Raw genomic sequence first — 19,467 nt, 5'->3', positions numbered from 1 at the left:
GGATCTCGGGATGGAACTCGTCGCCCCCTCCCCCGAGTACCACCCGTCCTTCCGCCGTGCGCTGCAGGAGTGGGACGGCGCGCACCAGGACGGTGCCGGCATCCGCGACGCCGCCGAGCTCGCCGACCGCGCGGGCTTCGAGCGCTGGGTCGGCCAGCTGCTGGCGGAGGAGACCGTCCCGGCCTCGCCGGCGCACGTCACCTGCACGTACCGCTGGATGGTCGAGGGGGACGAGTACCTCGGCAGCATCGCCCTGCGGCACGAGCTGAACGACTTCCTCCGCTCGTACGGCGGGCACGTGGGCTACAGCGTCCGTCCGTCCGCCCGGGGCCGGGGCCTGGCGTCCGCGGCCCTGGCCGAGGTCGTCCGCACCGCAGCCGATCGCGGGATGCCCGAGGTGGTGCTGACGTGCGACGCGACGAACCCCGCGTCCCGCCGGGTCATCGAACACGCCGGCGGCCGGTACGAACGCCGGGTCGTCGACCCGGACGGGCACACCCTGCTCCACCACTGGATCCGCACCGGTGCACACGCGCAGCCCGACGTCACCGACGTGGACGTCGTCGGCGGCCCCGAGCCGCTCACCGTCGGGCTCCACGAGTACGACCCCGCCTGGCCGACCCGCTACGAGGAGCACCGCGCCCGGATCGCCCACGCCCTGGACGGCCAGCACGTCACGATCGAGCACATCGGGTCGACCTCCGTACCCGGACTCGCCGCGAAGCCGATCGTCGACGTCGCGGTCGCCGTACCGGACGTCACCGACGAGGCCGCGTACCTCACCCCGCTGCTCGAGGCCGGGTACGAGCTCCGGGTCCGCGAACCCGGTCACCGGCTCGTCCGCACGGCCGAGCGTGATGCACACGTGCACGTCTACGAGCACGGCGCCCCCGAGCTCGACCACTACCTGCTGCTCCGCGACCAGCTGCGCCGTGACGACACCGACCGGCAGCGCTACGAGGACACCAAACGTGCGCTCATGGAGCAGTCGTGGGACGACACGAACGCGTACGCCGACGCGAAGACCGGCGTCATCGAGGACATCAGGGCTCGTGCACGTGCCGCGACGGTCCGGGTCCGACCGGTCCGGTCGACGGACGCCGACGCCTGGCAGGCCCGGTACGACGGCTACCGTGCGTTTCACCGTCTCCCCGAGGACGCCGAGGCCGTCCGCACCACCTGGGAGTGGATCTCCACGGGTGCGCACGGGCTGAGCGGTCTGGTCGCCGAGGACGCCGACGGCCGCCTGCTCGGGCTGGCGAACGTGCGCCGGTTCGCCCGCCCGTCGTCGGCGACGACCGGCCTGTACCTCGACGACCTGTTCACGGCTCCCCACGCCCGGGGCCGCGGTGTCGCGACCGCGCTGCTGCACGAGGTCGCCGCGACCGCAGCCGCCGAGGGCGCGAGCGTCGTCCGGTGGATCACCGCCGCGGACAACGCGACCGCGCGGGCGGTGTACGACCGCGTCGCCGCGGCGACCCCGTGGATCACCTACGACATGCGGCCGTCCGCGGACTGACCGACCGGCGGACGGGAGGCGCGCGGCCGGACCGCGCCGTGCCGTGCGTCCGGTGTTGCTCGGGACGGGAGGCCCGTGGTGGCGCCGCACCGCGCCTCCCGTCCGACACGGACCGGCCACGCCGTCACGGTCCGGACACGAGCGGAGGGCGCCGGCCCGCTCTCGCGGACCGACGCCCTCCGTGCTCACTCGACGCTCACCGTGGCGCTCGCCGAGGCGCTCTGCCCCCTGCTGGTTCAGCCGATCGACACCGCGGTCCAGGAGACCGGCGGCAGCTCGATCGTGATGGTGTCGCCCTCGCGGCGGACGGTCTCGTTCGTGCGGAGACCGACGCGCTCACGGTTCCCGAGGTCGTTCACGGCGTGCACGTCGTCGTCCCACACGCCCTCGGCGTGCACGTCGCCCTCGACGGCCAGGCCGGCGAGGTCGATCGTCACGGTGGTGGACTCGGTCTGGTGGCGGTTCACGAGGAACACCGCGGCCTTGCCGTCCTCGACCGTGGCGGCCGAGTCGACGACCGGGACCTCGCCGTACTTGCCGCCGTCGACGGTGTCGCCCGAGGCCTTGACCTGCAGGGACGTGCCGTTCGCCAGGCGCGAGGTGAGCGAGAACGGGAAGAACGTCGTCTGGCGCCACGCCGGGCCGCCCGGCTCGGTCATGATCGGGCCGATCACGTTGACGAGCTGCGCGAGGCTCGCCGAGGCGACGCGGTCGGCGTGCCGGAGCAGCGAGATGAGCAGCCCACCGACGACGACGGCGTCCGCGACGGTGTAGACGTCCTCGAGCAGGCGCGGCGCGACGGGCCACTCGTCGAGGGTGAAGGTCTTGGCCTGCGCCTCCCAGCGCTTGATCGACCAGACGTTCCACTCGTCGAACGAGATGTCGATGCGCTTGTCCGACTTCTTGTGCGCCTTGACGTGGTCGGCAGCCGTGGTGACGGTGTCGATGAAGTGGTCCATGTTGACACCGGAGGCCAGGAACGACGGCATGTCGTCGTCCTCCTCGTAGTACGCGTGCGCCGAGATGTAGTCGACGTCGTCGTAGGTGTGCTCGAGGACGGTGCGCTCCCACTCGCCGAACGTCGGCATCGACGCGCCGGACGATCCGCAGGCGACGAGCTCGAGGTCGGGCTGGATCTGGCGCATGGCCTTCGCGGTCATCGCGGCGAGCTTGCCGTAGTCCTCCGCGTTCTTGTGACCGAGCTGCCACGGGCCGTCCATCTCGTTGCCGAGGCACCACATCTTGACGGCGAAGGGCTCCTGCCGACCGTTCGACCGGCGGTACTCGCTCAGCGCGGTGCCGGCGTCGATGTTCGCGTACTCGAGGAGCTCGATGGCCTCCTGCGTGCCGCGGGTGCCGAGGTTCACGGCGAGCATGAGCTCCGAGCCGACCTGGTCGAGCCAGTGCTGGAACTCGTGCAGGCCGACCTCGTTCGTCTCGGTGGAGTGCCACGCGAGGTCGAGGCGGCGGGGGCGCTGCTCGACGGGGCCGACGCCGTCCTCCCACTTGTAGCCGGAGACGAAGTTGCCGCCGGGGTAGCGGATGGCGGAGACGTTCAGCTCCTTGACGAGCTCGACGACGTCCTTCCGGAAGCCGTGCTCGTCGGCGGTCTCGTGCGCGGGCTCGTGGATGCCGTCGTAGACGTGGCGGCCGAGGTGCTCGACGAAGCCGCCGAACAGGCGACGACGCACCGGCCCCACGGTGAACGCGCTGTCGAGGACGAGGTGTGTGCGGGGCATGGATCTCCTTCGATCTGCTGGCGGCTCGTGCGGTGTCGTGAGCGGCCCGTCACGAGAGTGAGCGCTCACGTCCCTGAGAACGCTAGCGGGTTCCGCCCGGTTGGGGAAGCGGCACCGCGCCGGTGTCGTGACGTTCACGGAAGGGGTGGCGGTCACCCCGGTCGAGCACTAATGTGAGCGCTCACGGAGCACCGACCCTGCTCCGACTCGGCCCGTCCCGATGGAGTGATGCCATGCCGATCCGACCAGCTGTACCCACCCCGCAGTCCCGCGGTGGTGCCTTCACCAGGCGGACCCTGCTCGCCGGCGCTGCCGCCGGCGCCGCGGTCCTGCCGCTCGCGGCCTGCTCGAGCCCGCTCGCCGCCGGCATCGCCGGTGCCCCGCTCAACCCGGAGACCCTCGTCTTCTGGAACCTGTTCGGCGGCGGCGACGGAGTCCGCATGCAGACGATGGAGGACGGGTACGCGAAGCAGCACGGCGGCTCGTCCGCGCTGCAGGCCACCACGTTCGCGTGGGGCAACCCGTACTACTCGAAGGTGACACTGGCCACCGTCGGGAACAAGCCGCCGGACGTCGCCATCGCCCACCTCACCCGCGCGAAGCCGCTGTGGGACGGCGACCTGCTCGACCCGATCACCGAGGACGACCTGGCGAGCGTCGGCCTGAGCGCCAGCGACTTCAACCAGAAGGCGTGGACCGCGCAGAAGACCGACGGCAAGAACATCTGCATCCCGCTCGACACGCACCCGTTCGTGCTCTTCTACAACGTCGACGTGTGCCGGAAGGCGGGGCTGATCGACGCCGACGGCACGCTCAAGGACCTGAACGGGCTCGAGAACTTCGAGGCCGCGATGGCCGCCGTCGCGAAGGTCACCGGCGGCACCGCCCTCAACGTGGCGAACGTCGTGCCGGAGACCGCGACCCCATGGCGGTTCTTCTGGTCGATGTACAACCAGATCGAGGGCGCGACGCCGTTCATCAGCGACGGCGGAGCGAAGCTCACGGTCAACGAGGACGCCTACGGCAAGGTGACCGAGATGACCCAGAAGTGGGTGAAGAACGGCTGGCTGAACAAGGCGCTCGACTACGCCACGGCGCAGTCGCTGATGTTCGACGGCAAGGCCGGCTTCTTCATGCAGGGCGAGTGGGAGATCAGCACCGCCCAGTCGATCAAGGGCCTGGAGTTCGGCATGGTGCCGCTCCCGCAGCTCTTCGACAAGCCGGCCACCCAGGCCGACTCGCACACCTTCATCCTGCCGAAGAAGGCCCGGACGCCCGAGCAGCGCAAGGCGCACATGCTCTTCATCAAGCAGATGCTCGAGCAGAGCCTGACCTGGGCCGAGGGCGGACACGTGCCGGCCTACATGCCGACCTTCGACAGCAAGCAGTACAAGGACCTCAAGCCGCAGTCGAACTACGCGTCGGCCGCCGAGTCCGCCGTCTTCGACGACCCGGCCTGGTACGGCGGCTCGGGCTCGACGTTCGAGGGCATCGTCGGCGCGCAGCTCGCCCTCGTCCAGCAGGGCAGCAGCTCCCCCGCCCAGGCGCTCTCGGCGATCAAGGGCCAGCTCGCGACGTACCTCAACACCCCGAGCCCGCTGTGACCCGCCGCACCACCTCCCTGATCCCCGTGGACCCCGCACGAGAGGCACGATGACGTGACCGCTGCACCAGTTCTCACCCGCCCCACGGACGCCGCGACCGTCACCCGTCGTGCGCGACCCCGCGCGAACTCGACGAACCGCGGGCAGGGCCGCTCCGGCTGGCTCTTCCTCGCGCCGTTCGGGCTGTTCTACGTGGCCTTCCTGCTCGGCCCGACGGTCTGGATGATCGTCACGAGCTTCTTCAACACCTCGACCGTGCGCACCGGGCTCGGCAGCTTCGCCGGGTTCGCCAACTACGCCGAGATGCTCGGGCGCAGCGACTTCTGGTCGTCGCTCTGGCACACCCTGCAGTTCACGCTGTACACGACCCCGCCGCTCGTGGTCCTGGCGTTCGTGTTCGCCGTGCTGACGAACCGGATGAACCGCGGCCAGTGGTTCTTCCGCCTGGCGTTCTTCCTGCCGTTCATCCTGCCGTCGGCGACGATCTCGCTCATCTGGGTGTTCATCTTCACGCCGGCGACCGGCCTCTGGGCGAGCCTGCAGACCGCGCTCGGCATGACGCCCGGGTCCGGCATGCTGTCCAGCCCGAACACCGCGATGATCGGCGTCGCCATCGCCACGATCTGGTGGACCCTCGGCTTCAACTTCGTGCTGTACCTGGCCGGCCTGCAGGAGATCCCCCGCGAACTCTACGAGGCCGCGGCCGTCGACGGGGCGTCGAGCTGGCAGCAGATCAAGTCGATCACGCTCCCGCTGCTCGGCCGGACGACGACGCTCGTCATCCTGCTGCAGATCATCGCGAGCCTGAAGATCTTCGACCAGGTCTACCTGATGACGAACGGAGGCCCGGGCATCTCGACCCAGGTCTCACTGCAGCTCATCACCGGCGTCGGCTTCACCGACAACCGCCTCGGCGCAGCGTCCGCCGCGTCGGTACTCCTGTTCATCGTGATCGTCGCGATCGCGGTCATCCGGCAGCTCGTCGAGCGCGCTGCCGCCAAGCGAGAGATCGGGGCCTGACATGACCGCCACCGAGAGCATCACGACGTCGCGGCCGCGGAAGCAGCGGTCCGGCGTCTCGGCCGCCGCACCGGCGAACGCCGCGAAGATCGGCGTCTCCGGCAGGGGCTTCAACGTCGTGGCAGCGGTCATCCTGACGGTGTTCGCGATCATCTGGCTCATCCCGAGCCTGTTCGCCCTGAAGACGTCGCTGTCCGACAACGGCGTCGCCGCGCTCGGCGCGAACGCCATCCTGTCGAACTGGAACCCGACGCTGCACTCCTACGCGTCGCTGTTCCAGGCCGGCGACATCTGGAACTGGTACCTCGCGAGCGGCATCACGAGCCTCGTGACCGCCGCCCTGACCGTGCTGTTCGCGTCGATGGCCGCCTTCGCGCTGTCGCGCCTGGTGTTCCGCGGCCGGAACGTGGCGTTCCTGCTGATCATCCTGGGCATCATGATCCCGACGCAGGTCCTGATCATCCCGATCTTCCAGGAGCTGAACGCCGTCGGCCTGCTCAACACCTACTGGTCGGTGATCTTCCCGCAGGTGCCGGCCGTCATCGCGGTGTTCATCTTCAAGCAGTTCTTCGACGGCATCCCGAAGGAGCTCGAGGAGGCCGCGCGCATCGACGGTGCGGGCATGTGGAAGATCTACTGGTCGGTGATCCTGCCGCTGTCACGTCCGGTGATCGCCGCGGTGACGATCCTGACCTTCGTGGGCGTCTGGAACAACCTGCTCCTGCCGCTGTTCGTGCTGTCGAACCCGGACCTCATGACGATCCCGGTCGGGCTCGCCACGGTCCAGGGCAGCTTCGGTCAGCGCTACGCCGACATCCAGGCCGGCGCCATCCTGGCCGCGCTGCCGCTGATCATCCTCTACCTGGTCTTCCAGCGGCAGATCGTGGAGGGCGTGACGGGCTCCGGCCTCAAGGGCTAGACGCTCCGCGTCGACGGACGGGAGGCACGGTGCCAGCTGGCACCGTGCCTCCCGTCCGTCCCGCGCCTGGTCGAGGCGGGCGTCCCTGGTCGGAGCGGGCGTCCCTGGTCGGAGCGGGCGTCCCTGGTCGAAACGGGCGTCCCTGGTCGGAACGGGCGTCCCTGGCCGGAGCGGGCGTACCTGATGTGCCCGAACGACCTGGTACGCCCGGGAACGCTTCCCACTGCACGCGCGACGGGAAGGAACGGGCACCGCGGCGCGCGGGTCAGAGGGGGGCGACGCGGCTGCGCAGCAGGCAGAACTCGTTGCCCTCGGGGTCCTGCAGCACGTGCCAGGACTCCTCCCCCGTCTGCCCGACGTCGGCCGGGCGGGCACCGAGGGTGAGCAGCCGTTCGAGCTCCGCGTCCTGGTCCTGGTCGACCGGGGACAGATCGATGTGCAGGCGCAGGGGCTGCGCCTTCGCGTGCTCGACCTTCGCCAGGATGATCGTCGGCGTGGCACCGCCGAAGCCCGACTCGGGGCCGATCTCGATGCCGTCCTCGTCCTTGCCGAGTTCGACGTAGTCGAGCACGCCGCACCAGAACCGGGACAGTTCCTCGGGGTCGTGGCAGTTCAGGACGAGTTCGCTCAGTCGGACGCTCATGCCCGCACGCTACGCGGTCCGCGCCGGACGAGGTCGTCAGGCGGGGACGGCCTGGCGGGCGTCGTGCTTCCAGAAGCCCGAGAACGTGATCCGGGTCTTCGGGAGCCCGGCGCGGTGCAGGTGCCGTCGACCCTCGGTCGCGAGCCGCGACTCCCCGACGACGAAGGCGTAGCCGCGGTCGTCCGCGGGCACGTACCGCTGCAGTTCGGCGAGCGCCGCGCGTCCGGGGACGTCGTGCTCGGTGTCCGCACGGACGATCCACGTCACGGTGACGCCGGTCGGGGCGTCGAGCACGCGGACGTCGGCGGCGGTCGGGACCTCCTGGATGATCCGGCCGACGGCGTCCCGGGGCAGCGATGCGGCGATGCCGACGACGGCGGGCAGGCCGGTCTCCTCGGCGGCGACGACGACCTCGCTGGCATCGTCCGGGCAGTCGAAGATGCAGCCCTGGTCGAGCATCGCGAGCTCGTCGCCGGGCCGGGCGCCGCACGCCCAGATCGCCGCTCGGCCCTCGGGCTCGCCGTCGTGGTCGCAGTGCACGACGAAGTCGACGTCGAGCTCGCCGGTCTCGGGACGGAAGGCCGCGACCGTGTAGTTCGCGCAGTGGGGACGGACGGCCTCGGGGATGGCGAGGAACGAGGGCCACCAGCGGCGGCCGTCCAGGTCGGGCATCCGGAAGGCGTCCTGGTCGGGCCGCGGGACGAACAGGCGGAACCAGTGGTCGAACCCGAGGAAGGGGAACTCGTGCAGGTCGTCGCCCGTGACCGTCACCCGTTGCACCGACGGCGTGTGCCGGACGGAGCGGAGCACCCGGGCGCGGAAGAGCCGGGGCGCCTCGGGCATCAGCCGCGGGATCTTCGCCATGAGGCAAGGCTACCCTAAGCTGGTCCGCGTGCCATCCCCAGAAACCGTCCTGACGCCCGCTCGGGCCGCCCGTGACGCTGCCTCCGCGCGTCCCGACGGTGTGCACCGCGCAGCGGTCCGCCGACGGCTGCTGGTCGTCGTGGTGCTCGTCGTCGCGCTGGTCGGTGCCGCCGTAGCGAGCATGCTGTTCGGGAGCAACCGACTGGGCGCCGACCAGGTCGTCGCGGGACTGACCCGCACGGGGTCGAGCACCGCCGAGGCGGTCGTGTGGGGCTCACGCATCCCGCGCACGCTCATCGGCGCAGCCGTCGGCGCGGCCCTCGGCGTCGCGGGCCTGCTGATGCAGGGACACACGCGCAACCCGCTCGCCGACCCCGGCCTGTTCGGCGTCTCCTCCGGCGCGGGGCTCGCGGTCGTGCTCGGCGTCTACGTCTTCGGCGTGACGAGCACCGGTGCGACGGTGTGGTTCGCCCTGGCCGGCGCGGTCGTCGCCAGCGTGGTCGTCTTCTCGGTGACCGTCGCGGGCAGCGGGACCGCGAGCCCGGTGCCGCTCGCCCTCGCCGGGGCCGCCGTCTCCGCGCTGCTCGGTGCGATCACGTCGTTCATCGTGCTGACCGACCAGGACTCCCTCGACGCCTACCGCCTGTGGGTCGTCGGCTCGCTCGCGGCACGACAGCTCGACGTGCTCACCGCCGCGGCACCGTTCCTGCTCGTCGGCGCGGCCCTCGCGGTCTGGAACGTCCGGGCGCTCGACGCGCTCGGGCTCGGCGCGGAGCTCGCCCGGGGCGTGGGTGAGAACGTCCTCGTCGCTCGACTCGTCGGACTCGGCGGCATCACGCTCCTGGCCGCCGGCGCGACGGCGGCTGCGGGGCCGATCGGCTTCGTCGGGCTCACCGTGCCGCACGTCGCCCGGGCCCTCGTGGGCACCGGACACCGGTGGACCCTGCCGGTGTCCGCCCTCGTCGGCGCTGCCCTCGTGCTCGTCGCCGACGTGGTCGGACGGCTGGTCGGCGGGTTCTCCGAGGTCGAGGTCGGCATCGTGCTCGCCGTGCTCGGCGGCCCGGTGTTCGTCGCCGTCGCCCGTCGCCGATCGCTGGTGTCGCTGTGAGCGCCGCGACCGACACCGGACGCGCGGTGAAGCCGCAGGGCCCGATCGGCCCCGACGCCGAACCCCCGACCGGCCGCGCGGCCCCGGGCCGGCGCGGCATCCGCGTCGGGCCGGTCGGCCTCGCCTGGCGCCCCCGCGTGTTCGGGTACACCGTCGGCACGGTCGCCCTGGCACTCGTCCTCGTGGTGCTCGGCGTCGCGGTCGGCAGCACGTGGATCGCGCCGGGCACCGTCGTCCGTGCGCTCCTCGGCGCCGAGGACGGTCCGGACGGCTTCATCGTCACGACGCTCCGCCTCCCCCGCGTCCTCACCGGTGCCCTGGTGGGACTGGTGCTCGGCACCGCGGGCGCGCTGACCCAGACCGTCACGCGGAACCCCCTCGGCACGCCGGACATCATCGGCGTGACCTCGGGCGCGAGCGTCGGCGCGGTCGCCGCGATCGTGCTCGGTGGCGGCACGTACTCGGTCTCCGCCGTCGTGCTCAGCGGCGGCATCCCGGTCGCCGCGACCATCGGTGCCCTCGTCGCCGCCGCCGCGGTGTACGGCCTCGGGTGGCGCGGCGGTGTGCAGAGCTACCGGTTGGTGCTCGTCGGCATCGGGGTGAGCGCGACGCTCGACGCCCTGACCAGCTACCTGCTCGTCCGCGCGAAGATCACCGTCGCGACCGCCGCGTCGCAGTGGCTCGTCGGCAGCCTGTCGAGCACGTCGTGGTCGACCGTCTGGCCGCTCCTCGTGGTCGCCGCCGTCTGCGTGCCGATCGCCCTCGCCACGAGCGCCGCACTCGGCATCGGCCAGCTCGGGGACGAGGTCGCCACGGGCGTCGGTCTCGGCGTCCAGCGACACCGGCTGCTCGTGCTCGCCCTCGCCGTCGTGCTCACCGCCGCCGCGGTCGCCGCCGCCGGGCCGATCGGCTTCGTCGCGTTCGTCGTCCCGCAGGTCGCCCTGCGGCTGGCCGGCACGAACCGTCCGCCGCTGCTGCTCGCCGGCGCACTCGGCACGGTCCTCGTGCTCGGTGCCGACCTGCTCGCCCGCTCCGCCTTCCCGTGGCAGGTGCCCGTGGGCATCGTGACCACCGTGGTGGGCGCGCCGTACCTGATCTGGCTCCTCGTCCGCCACCGCAAGGAGATGTCCCGATGACCGCCACCACCGCGAACCGACGTGACGCACGCACCCCGGGGACGGACGCGACCGCAGCCGGTCCTCACCGGGCCGGAGCCGACGGCGTGACCGGCACCGTGCCTCCCGTCCTGGAGGCCCGCGGGCTCTCGGTCGGCTACGACCGCGATCCCGTGCTCCGCGACCTGGACCTGCGCATCGAGCGCGGCAGCGTGACGACGTTCCTCGGCGCGAACGGCTGCGGCAAGTCGACGCTCCTGAAGGCCTTCGGACGCGTGCTCAAGCCGCAGGCCGGCGAGGTCCTGCTCGACGGGGTGCCGATCCGCAAGGAGCCGAACCGGGCCGTCGCGCGCCGCCTGGCGATCCTGCCGCAGACCCCCGTCGCGCCCGCCGGCACGAGCGTCCTCGACCTGGTGATGCGCGGGCGGAACCCCCACCAGTCGTGGGCGAAGCCGTGGACCGCCGAGGACGCCGACGTCGCCGAGCAGGCGATCGCCGCGACCGGCCTGACCGAGGTCGCGCACCGCGACGTGGCGAGCCTGTCCGGCGGGCAGCGGCAGCGCGCCTGGATCGCGCTCGTCGTGGCGCAGCAGGCCGAGACGCTGCTGCTCGACGAGCCGACGACGTACCTCGACCTCGCGCACCAGCTGGACGTGCTGCGCCTGGTCCGGCGCCTGAACCGCGAGCAGGGGTCGACGGTCGTGATGGTGCTGCACGACCTGTCGCTCGCCGCGCGGTACTCCGACCGGCTCGTCGTGCTGCACGACGGTGGCGTGGTCGCGGACGGGACGCCGCACGACGTCCTGACGCCCGCGGTGCTCGAGACCGCGTTCGGCCTGCACGCCCGCATCGTGCCGGACCCGGTGACCGGCGCGCCGATGATCGTGCCCGAGGCCGACGAGCACGAGACGCTCCCGCCCGCCTGACCCCGAAGGCCGACCGAGAGCATCCGATGCGGTCTCAGGCTGGCGGAACGCACAGACTTAGGTTAGCCTCTCCTAACGTGAAGATCCCCCGCCGCGGCTCCCTGCGCGCCGCCCTCGTGACCTCCGTGGCCGTCTCGGCCCTGCTCCTGACCGGCTGCTCCGGTACGAACGGCTCCGCCGGCTCCGGCGAGACCGCCGGTGCCAGCTCGGCTGCGTCCGGCCCCTGGTCCTACACGGACGCGACCGGCAAGACCGTCGAGGAGGACAGCACGCCGAAGCGCGTCGTCGTCCTCAACGACGTCGCCATCTCCTTCATCGAGTACGGGCTGAAGCCGGTCGGCACCTTCGGACAGCTGACGATGGCCAAGGACAAGCGCTTCACGGACCTCGACACGTCCGGCATCGCGCAGCTCGGCGAGGCCTACGGCGACATCGACCTCGAGGAGCTGGCTGCGCTCAAGCCCGACCTCGTCGTCACGTCGGTCTACCCGAAGGACGAGCAGGGCACGCTCGACGACACCCAGCCCGGCTACGGCTTCAAGGACAAGGAGCAGCAGCAGCAGATCGAGGCCATCGCCCCGGTCGTCCAGGTGAAGTGGGGCGGCAAGGGCGAGGACGTCATCGAGAAGATCGCCGGTCTCGCCGAGTCGCTCGGTGCGCCGGAGTCGACGATCGAGGCGGCCGAGAAGCGCTTCGACGCCGCCGAGGAGACCCTCGAGCAGGCCGCCGAGCAGAGCAAGGTCTCCGTCGTCTCGATGTTCGCCGACGGCTCCGGTGCGTACGTCACCCGCCCGTCCGACGAGCCGACCCTGCAGATGTACTCGTCCTTCGGGGTCGACTTCGTCACCCCGAAGCCGAAGGGCTTCTACTGGGGCATCTACTCGTGGGAGAACGCCGGCCAGATCTCCGGGGACGTCCTCCTGCTGTCGCAGCAGGGCTACCAGGTCGCCGACCTCGAGAAGCAGCCGACCTTCGCCGACAACGCGGCGCTCCAGGCGGGCCAGGTCCACAGCTGGACCTTCCCGGCCCTCGACTACGCGTCGCAGGCCGACTACATGACGAAGCTCGCGGGCTGGCTCGAGGACAGCAAGAAGGTCTCGTAGCCCGCAACCGGGTGACGGACGGGAGGCGCGGTGCCAGCTGGCACCGCGCCTCCCGTCCGTCCGGGGGTCGCGCCCTCCGCGCGCTCGCCCGCCCGCCTCCGTCCGCACGCACGCGCCCGACCGCACGCGCGCCCACGTCCGCACGTCGGTGGTGCAGAAGACGTCGGGTCGTGGGCACGCACCCGACGTCTTCTGCACCACCGACGACGGCGAGCCGGACGCACGCGGGCCAGCACGCACGGCGGTCAGCCGGCGGGCAGTGCGGCGTTGATCGCGGTCTGCGCCTCGCGCCACACGGCCGCGCGCGACCCGGCGTACGTACCGCCCTGCCCGCTGCCGACCGTCCGCAGGCTCGTCTGCCCACCGTCGGTGTTGCCCTGCCAGTACGCGGTGACCGCCCGCGAGGTCCCGCCGACGAGCCAGATCTGGTCCGCCGCGTCAGTGGTGCCGGTCTTGCCGAAGAGCGTCGCGCCGTCGGGCGTCTGTCCACCCGTCGCCGTGCCGCCGCGGAAGGCTCCCTGCATCACCTCGACGGCCTGTGCCGCGACCGTCGCCGGGACCGCTCGGGTGCAGGACCGTGCCTGGCCGCCGAGCTCGGTGCCGTCCGGTCCGGTCAGCTGGTCGACGACGACCGGTGCGCAGTACACACCGCCGTTCGCAACGCCCGCGTACGCAGCCGCCATGGTGAGCGGGGCGATGCTCGTCGTCCCGAGGATCGCTGCCGGGTTGGCGGGCAGGTCGCCTCCGGTCGCCGGGTGCACCCCGAGCCGCGCAGCCGTGTCGCGGATGTCGCACAGGTCCAGTCGCGACGCCATGTCGGCGTAGGCGGCGTTGACGGACTGAGCCGTCGCAGACCGGACCGAGTACGGACCGGTCTGGCCCGGCGAGTCGTTCTTCGGGTCGTACGGCACGTCGAGCGTGATCCGCTCCCCGCACTGCGTCCACGTGCTGCGCGCCTTCCGCGTCCCGTCGACGACCGTGTCCGCGCTCCGACCCGACTCGAGCCACTGCAGCAGGGTGAACATCTTGTAGGTCGACCCGACCTGGAACCCCTTCGAGCCGCCGTTCGACTCGTCGGTGGCGTAGTTCAACGACGTCGCCGTCGCCGGTGCCGCTGCGGAGCGGTCGAAGTGCTTGTTCTGCGCCATCGTCAGCACCCGACCCGTCCCCGCCTCGACCGTGTCGAGCGTCGCACCGAGGGCGAGACGCGACTCGGATGCCGGGTCGTGGCGGTCGAGCAGGCTCTTCTGCTGTGCGTTCAGGTCGAGGTCGAGCGTGGTCTGCACGCGGTACCCGCCGGTCCGCCACGCGGCTGCTCGGGCGTCCGCGTCGGCGCCGAGCTGCGGCAGGTCCCGCGCGACCTGCTCGGCGTACGCGCAGAAGAACTCGGCACCGCGCACCGCCGACTCGCAGCCCTGCCGCGGCGGGGTGAGGCGGACGTGGTCGGCCGGTCGCGACGCGAGTGCGGTGGCGAGGTCGGCGTCGCTCAGGTGCCCCTGCTCGTGCATCGAGCGCAGGATGACGTCCCGACGCGCCTGGTTGTCGGCGTGGTGCGCGGGCGTCGACAGGTCGCGGCGCTCGGGCCACTGCACGATCGCGATCAACGACGCCGCCTCGGCCGGGCTCAGGTCGGTGGCGTCCTTGCCGTAGTAGTGCTGGGACGCCGCCTGCACGCCGTAGGTCTGGTCGCCGAAGTACGCGATGTTGAGGTACGCCGCCAGGATCTCGTCCTTCGAGTACTCCTTCGCGAGCCCGATCGCGAGCTTGACCTCGGCGAGCTTCCGGTCGGGGCTCTTCCGCGTCGCCTCGCGGTACCCGGCCTCGCGCTCCTCGGCGGTGGGGAGCTCGCTGGCCTGCTGGATCTTGATGTTCCGCACGAGCTGCATCGTCAGCGTCGACCCGCCGGAGCCGCCCTTCCCGCCCGAGGCGATGACGCTCACGACCGAGCGCACCAGGCTGGTGGCGTCGACACCGCCGGTCTCGCGGAAGCGCTTGTCCTCGCCGTCGATCGCGGCGTGCTCGAGCGTGTCGCTGATCTGGTCGAGGGTGAGCTCCTGCCGGTTCTGGTCCCACACGTCGACCAGGTGCACGGGATTCCCATCCTGGTACGCCCAGATCTCGTTCCGCGCCGGAAGTTCGCCGATCTCGATGTACTCGGGCATCGAGTCGAACAGGTCGATCGCCGACGTCGTCCCCACGCCGGCGGCCGCGAGCACCGGCGTCACACCGACCCCCACCAGCAGCCCTGCCAGCACACTGCCGCCCACGAAGCCCAGCGCGGCCCCCGTCACCCGTCGTACCGTCACGTCGTCCCCCTCGTCGTCCCGCCCCGGTGGTCCGGCGGCGTCCGGGCGACCCTCCCAACGCTCCCGGGACGTCCACCTCGCGTTCCCGGTGCAGGAACGGCACGAGCGCTGGGAAGTGCCCGAGTCGGCACGGATCGTTACCGACCGCACCCCGATCGTCACCGTGCCGTGATCCCCTCGTGACCGGGCCGTGACCCTGACCGGGCCACCGCCGGTCCTGCCGTCAGCCCAGCCGCTGCACCACCAAGCGCGTCGCCGCCGCCACGACCACGTCCGACGGCTCGGCGTCCTCGCGGTCGTGGGTGGTGAAGACGACGAGCACGACCGGATCCCGACCCGGCGGCCGCACGAGGGCGATGTCGTTCCGCACGCCGTACGACGCCGTCCCGGTCTTGTCCGCCACCGACCAGCCGCCGGGCACGCCGGCCCGGATCGTGCCGTCGCCGGTCGTCGTGCCCGCCATCGCCGAGCGGAGCAGCGCCCGGTCGTCCGCTCCGAGGGCGTCCCCGACGAGCACCGACCGGAGGTCCGCGGCGGACTGCGCGGGCGTGGTGGTGTCCCGCGGGTCGCCGGGCACGGCCGTGTTGAGCTCCGGTTCGACCCGGTCCACCCGTGTGACGTCGTCCCCGATGCCCCGGAGGCACCGGGTCACCCCGTCCACACCGCCCAGGCGCTCCACGAGCAGGTTCGCCGCCGTGTTGTCGCTCTCCCGCACCGCGGCGTCGACGAGCGCGCGGACCGTCATCCCCTCGCCCACGTGCCGGCTCGTCACGGGCGCGTACGCGAGCAGGTCGCCGCGGTCGTAGTGCACGACCTCGTCCAGGTCCGCGGTGCTCGCTGCGTCGAGGACCGCGGCGGCGATGAACGCCTTGTTCGTCGAGGCGAAGGCGAACCGTTCGTCGGCCCGGTAGGCGATCGTGCTGCCGTCGGCGGTGTCGAGCGCGACGACCCCGACGCGTGCGCCGTACCGCTGCTCGAGGGCGGCGAACGCTCGTGTCGTCCCCGCCGCGGCGCTCGGCGTCGCGCTCGTCGTCGGCGTCGCGCTCGTCGATGGACGGGTGCCGCCGGACGCGGTGCCCGTCGCCGTCGGTGCACTCGTGCTGCACCCGGCGAGGGCCAGCGTGACCGCCACCGCGGTGGTGGTCAGGACCGTCCTCGTCATCCGCACGACGACGAGCATGCCGGGTCCGACCGCGACCTGCCTGCACGTCGTGGTCACCCGTGCTCCGTGTCCGTGATCCGACTACGGTGGCCGGCATGGGGCTCGCGGGGTGGCACGAGGACGTCCTCGGCACGCCCTTCGAGCGCCTCGAGCTCCCGCTGGCCCCGGACCGCGAGGGCGAGGTCGTCGCCACCCTCGTCCGCCGCCGTCGATCCCCCACGGACCTGCTCCTGCACGCGCACGGCCCGTTGCACGGCGTCGACGTCCTCTACGTGCACGGCTGGTCCGACTACTTCTTCCAGGTCGAGCTCGCAGAACGCGTCGAGGCCCTCGGCGCGCGCTTCCACGCCCTCGACCTGCGGAAGTACGGCCGCAGCCTCCGCCCGCACCAGACCCCCGGCTTCGTCGACGACCTCACCGTGTACGACGAGGACATCGCCGCCGCCCTCGACGCGATCTTCGCCGAGCACAGGGGTGGCCCGCGCCGACGTCTCGTGCCGATGGGTCACTCCACCGGCGGCCTGACACTGTCCCTGTGGGCGGCTCGCCACCCGGAGCTGGTGGACGGGCTCGTGCTGAACAGTCCGTGGCTGGAGTTCCAGGCGAGCGCGGTCGGCCGGGCCCTGGTCGCGCCGGTGATCAAGCTCGGGGCGCGGCGGAACCCCCTCGCGCCGATGCCCGCCGTCGACCCCGGCTTCTACACACGGACGGTCTCGGAGACGTGGACCTACGACCAGCACTGGCGCCCGGACCGCGGCTTCCCGCTGCACCCGGGGTGGCTCGCGGCGGTCTTCGACGGGCAGGCCAGGGTCGAGGCGGGACTCGGCATCGCGGTGCCGGTGCTCGTGCTGCTCAGCGACAAGAGCATGCTGCAGCCGCGGTGGGATGACGGCATGGCCCGGGCGGACGTCGCGCTGAACGTCGACGTCGTCGCCCACCGGGCGCTCTCCCTCGGCTCAGAGGTCACGGTCCGCCGGGTCCGCGACGCCGTCCACGACGTGGTGCTCTCCGCGCCGGAGGTCCGCGAGCACGTCTACGACGCGATCGCCCGCTGGTCGCGATCACTCCCCCACGACGACGAACGACAGGACGGGCCGTGACCGGACGACGAACCAGACGTCACGCGACCGTCGGGACCGTCCGGCTCGTGCGGATGGACCCGACCGGGGCCGACCGCGACGATCTGCTCGCCTTCCTCACCACCGAGGAGTTCCCGTTCCACGTCCGCCGCACGATCGCCCGCGAGGACGCCGCCGCCGCGGTCGACGCGGGAGCGTTCCGCGACGACGAGCACGACTCGTGGTGGCTGGAACACGACACGTCCGGCCGGATCGGCATGGTCCGGCTCGAGGACCTCGCCGACCCGGTCCCGCTGTTCGACCTCCGCATCGCTGGACGGTCCCGTGGCCGCGGGCTCGGTGTCCCGGCGCTCCGCGCGACGACCGCGCACGTCTTCGGGACGATGCCGGCCGTCACGCGGTTCGAGGGGCAGACCCGCGAGGACAACACCGCGATGCGGCGCGTCTTCGACCGCGCCGGCTGGGTGCAGGAGGCGCACTACCGCGAGGCGTGGCCGGTCGAGGGCGGTGACCCGGTCGGTTCCGTCGGCTACGGGATGCTCCGGCGCGACTGGGAGACGGGCACCACGACCCCGGTGCCGTGGCCGCCGACGACGGCGTGACCGCGGTCTGGAGGCGCGTGGCGGGCCGGCAACGTGCCTCCGGAGTGACCGTCCGCGGTCTGGAGGCGCGTGGCGGGGCCGCCCCGCGCCTCCCGTCCGACCGTGGGCCGGCTCAGGTCCGCGACAGGCGCGTGACGGTCGTGTGCGCGCCGTCGGCGATGAGTCCGTCGAGGGCGTCGCGGTACGCGGCGACGAACCGGGCGTCGTCGACCAGGTCGCCGAAGACCTGCCGGTCCTCCAGGAAGGCGAGCCGGTCATCGCGCTGCCGCTGCGCCGTCGCGGTCAGGCGGTCGGCGAGCCGGTCGACGACCTGGATCGGGGCGCCGTCCTCGTCGGTGCCCTCGGCGTAGCGCGCCCACGAGGCGACGATGCCGGCGGACAGCGTGACCGGTCCACCGGACGCGAGGTTCTCGCGCACGACCGGGAGCAGCCACTTCGGGATGCGGTCGCTGGACTCCGCGCAGAGCCTGGCGAGGGTGTCGCGGACCTCGGGGTTCCGGAACCGCTCGATGAGCGTCGCCTTGTAGTCGTCGAGGTCGATGCCGGGCACGGGGTGCAGCGTGGGCGTCGCCTCCTCGTCCATGTAGCGGCGGAGGAAGGTGGCGATCGCCTCGTCCTGCGTGGCCTCGTGCGCGTACCGGTACCCGGACAGGTACCCGAAGTAGCACAGGCCCTGGTGGCTGGCGTTGAGCAGGCGCAGCTTCATCAGCTCGTAGGGCTCGACGTCCGCGACGAGCTGCACGTCGGCCTGCTCGTACGGCGGGCGTCCGGCGGGGTGGTCGTCCTCGAGCACCCACTGGAAGAACGGCTCGGCCACGACCGGCCAGGCGTCCTCGATGCCGAGCTCGTCACGGACCCAGGCCCGGTCCTCGTCCGTGGTGACCGGCGTGATGCGGTCGACCATCGAGTTCGGGAACGACACGTGCTCGTCCATCCACTCGGCGAACGCGGGGTCCTGCAACCGGGCGTAGGACGTGAACATCTGCCGGGCGACGTGCCCGTTGCCCTGGATGTTGTCGCAGGACATCACCGTGAACGGGGCGAGTCCGCGGTCCCGTCGGCGACGGAGCGCCTCGACGACGAGGCCGAACACCGTGCGCGGCGAGGCGTCCCCACGGAGGTCCGCGGCCACCCCGGGCTCGTCGGCGACGAACTCGCCGGTGACGTGGTCGAAGTTGTAGCCGCCCTCGGTGATGGTGAGGCTGACGATCCGGGTGTCCGGGTGCGCCATCTTCTCGATCACGGCGTCCGCGTCGTCGACGGCGAGCAGGTACTCGACGATGCTGCCGACGACGCGGGACTCGCGCGTGCCGTCCGGGTGCTTGAGGACGAGCGTGTACAGCCCGCCCTGCTCAGCCATCGCGGTGGCCATCCGACGGTCCTGCTCGAGCACGCCCACGCCGCAGATCCCGTAGGACCGTGCCTCGCCCTGCTGCAGGAGCCGGTCGACGACCATCGCCTGGTGTGCCCGGTGGAAGCCGCCGACGCCGAAGTGCACGATGCCCGTGGTCACCGCCTGCCGGTCGTAGGTGGGGACGGCGACACCGCTCGCGGCGATCTCGTCGAGGGTCTCCGGGCTGAGGCGGACGGGCATCGGGTACTCCTTCGTACGACGGTCGCGGGTGCCCAGTCTGACACTCGGAACGCCTGTGCGGAACCGTTGTTCCCAGGACGCCACGGTGGAGCGCTCCGGGTGGGGGACGAACCTGGGGAAGCACCCACAGATGGTGCACCGAGTGCATCGATGCACCTAGTGTT

At 72.0% G+C, this 19,467-nt stretch carries 16 protein-coding genes; 10 read left to right on the top strand and 6 right to left on the bottom strand.

Annotation, left to right across the window (positions count from 1 at the left end; all coding sequences use genetic code 11):
- Nucleotides 1-10: 10 nt before the first annotated feature.
- A complete protein-coding gene (locus QUG93_RS03535) occupies nt 11-1,519 on the top strand; it encodes a GNAT family N-acetyltransferase (RefSeq protein WP_289472266.1) in 1,509 nt (502 codons plus the stop codon).
- A 236-nt stretch (nt 1,520-1,755) separates the two neighbouring features.
- Here QUG93_RS03535 and arfA read toward each other — a convergent pair whose 3' ends face one another.
- Nucleotides 1,756-3,258: an arabinosylfuranosidase ArfA gene (gene arfA / locus QUG93_RS03530; protein WP_289472265.1), complete on the bottom strand. Its 1,503-nt coding sequence runs from the start codon at nt 3,256-3,258 to the stop codon at nt 1,756-1,758.
- 233 nt (nt 3,259-3,491) lie between these two features.
- Here arfA and QUG93_RS03525 point away from each other — a divergent pair, with 233 nt between their 5' ends.
- The 3 genes from QUG93_RS03525 to QUG93_RS03515 are packed head-to-tail and all read left to right on the top strand — an operon-like array spanning nt 3,492 to nt 6,801.
- Nucleotides 3,492-4,862, top strand: coding sequence for an extracellular solute-binding protein (locus tag QUG93_RS03525; RefSeq protein WP_289472264.1), 1,371 nt, complete (start codon nt 3,492-3,494; stop codon nt 4,860-4,862).
- Nucleotides 4,863-4,916: 54 nt separating this feature from the next.
- Nucleotides 4,917-5,882 carry a carbohydrate ABC transporter permease gene (locus QUG93_RS03520; protein ID WP_289472263.1) on the top strand — a complete coding sequence of 322 codons (966 nt, stop codon included), beginning with the start codon at nt 4,917-4,919 and terminating at the stop codon, nt 5,880-5,882.
- Between the two features lies 1 nt (nt 5,883).
- A complete protein-coding gene (locus QUG93_RS03515) occupies nt 5,884-6,801 on the top strand; it encodes a carbohydrate ABC transporter permease (protein ID WP_289472261.1) in 918 nt (305 codons plus the stop codon).
- A gap of 265 nt (nt 6,802-7,066) precedes the next feature.
- Here QUG93_RS03515 and QUG93_RS03510 read toward each other — a convergent pair whose 3' ends face one another.
- Together QUG93_RS03510 and QUG93_RS03505 are read right to left on the bottom strand one after the other, a co-directional pair.
- Entirely contained in the window at nt 7,067-7,444 is a 378-nt protein-coding gene (locus QUG93_RS03510; RefSeq protein WP_289472260.1) for a VOC family protein, read from the bottom strand.
- Between the two features lie 36 nt (nt 7,445-7,480).
- Nucleotides 7,481-8,308, bottom strand: coding sequence for a siderophore-interacting protein (locus tag QUG93_RS03505; protein ID WP_289472259.1), 828 nt, complete (start codon nt 8,306-8,308; stop codon nt 7,481-7,483).
- Nucleotides 8,309-8,336: 28 nt separating this feature from the next.
- Here QUG93_RS03505 and QUG93_RS03500 point away from each other — a divergent pair, with 28 nt between their 5' ends.
- The 4 genes from QUG93_RS03500 (at nt 8,337) to QUG93_RS03485 (ending at nt 12,560) form a co-directional block, all read left to right on the top strand.
- Nucleotides 8,337-9,416: a FecCD family ABC transporter permease gene (locus QUG93_RS03500; RefSeq protein WP_289472258.1), complete on the top strand. Its 1,080-nt coding sequence runs from the start codon at nt 8,337-8,339 to the stop codon at nt 9,414-9,416.
- On the top strand, nt 9,413-10,552 hold the full coding sequence (locus QUG93_RS03495) for a FecCD family ABC transporter permease (protein ID WP_289472257.1): 1,140 nt from the start codon (nt 9,413-9,415) through the stop codon (nt 10,550-10,552). Before QUG93_RS03500 ends, QUG93_RS03495 begins: the two co-directional genes overlap by 4 nt.
- Nucleotides 10,549-11,457 carry an ABC transporter ATP-binding protein gene (locus QUG93_RS03490; protein ID WP_289472256.1) on the top strand — a complete coding sequence of 303 codons (909 nt, stop codon included), beginning with the start codon at nt 10,549-10,551 and terminating at the stop codon, nt 11,455-11,457. The genes QUG93_RS03495 and QUG93_RS03490 overlap by 4 nt, the downstream gene beginning before the upstream one ends.
- 77 nt (nt 11,458-11,534) lie before the next feature.
- Nucleotides 11,535-12,560, top strand: a complete 1,026-nt coding sequence (locus tag QUG93_RS03485; RefSeq protein ID WP_289472255.1) for an ABC transporter substrate-binding protein — start codon at nt 11,535-11,537, stop codon at nt 12,558-12,560.
- Between the two features lie 245 nt (nt 12,561-12,805).
- Here QUG93_RS03485 and QUG93_RS03480 read toward each other — a convergent pair whose 3' ends face one another.
- Entirely contained in the window at nt 12,806-14,866 is a 2,061-nt protein-coding gene (locus QUG93_RS03480) for a transglycosylase domain-containing protein (RefSeq protein ID WP_289472254.1), read from the bottom strand.
- A gap of 223 nt (nt 14,867-15,089) precedes the next feature.
- Nucleotides 15,090-16,028 (bottom strand): class A beta-lactamase, encoded by a 939-nt coding sequence (gene bla / locus QUG93_RS03475; RefSeq protein WP_434533077.1) that lies wholly within the window; start codon nt 16,026-16,028, stop codon nt 15,090-15,092.
- Nucleotides 16,029-16,123: 95 nt separating this feature from the next.
- Here bla and QUG93_RS03470 point away from each other — a divergent pair, with 95 nt between their 5' ends.
- Together QUG93_RS03470 and QUG93_RS03465 are read left to right on the top strand one after the other, a co-directional pair.
- On the top strand, nt 16,124-17,128 hold the full coding sequence (locus QUG93_RS03470) for an alpha/beta hydrolase (protein WP_289472252.1): 1,005 nt from the start codon (nt 16,124-16,126) through the stop codon (nt 17,126-17,128).
- A gap of 53 nt (nt 17,129-17,181) precedes the next feature.
- Nucleotides 17,182-17,709 carry a GNAT family N-acetyltransferase gene (locus QUG93_RS03465; RefSeq protein ID WP_289472606.1) on the top strand — a complete coding sequence of 176 codons (528 nt, stop codon included), beginning with the start codon at nt 17,182-17,184 and terminating at the stop codon, nt 17,707-17,709.
- A 112-nt stretch (nt 17,710-17,821) separates the two neighbouring features.
- On the opposite strand, the gene QUG93_RS03460 is transcribed toward QUG93_RS03465, so the two are convergent.
- Entirely contained in the window at nt 17,822-19,303 is a 1,482-nt protein-coding gene (locus QUG93_RS03460; RefSeq protein WP_289472251.1) for a mannitol dehydrogenase family protein, read from the bottom strand.
- Nucleotides 19,304-19,467 lie beyond the last annotated feature (164 nt).

The organism is Curtobacterium caseinilyticum (assembly GCF_030363035.1).
GTDB lineage: Bacteria > Actinomycetota > Actinomycetes > Actinomycetales > Microbacteriaceae > Curtobacterium > Curtobacterium caseinilyticum.
The sequence above is the reverse complement of the archived record's forward strand: the minus strand, read 5'-3'. Positions and strand labels throughout refer to the sequence as shown.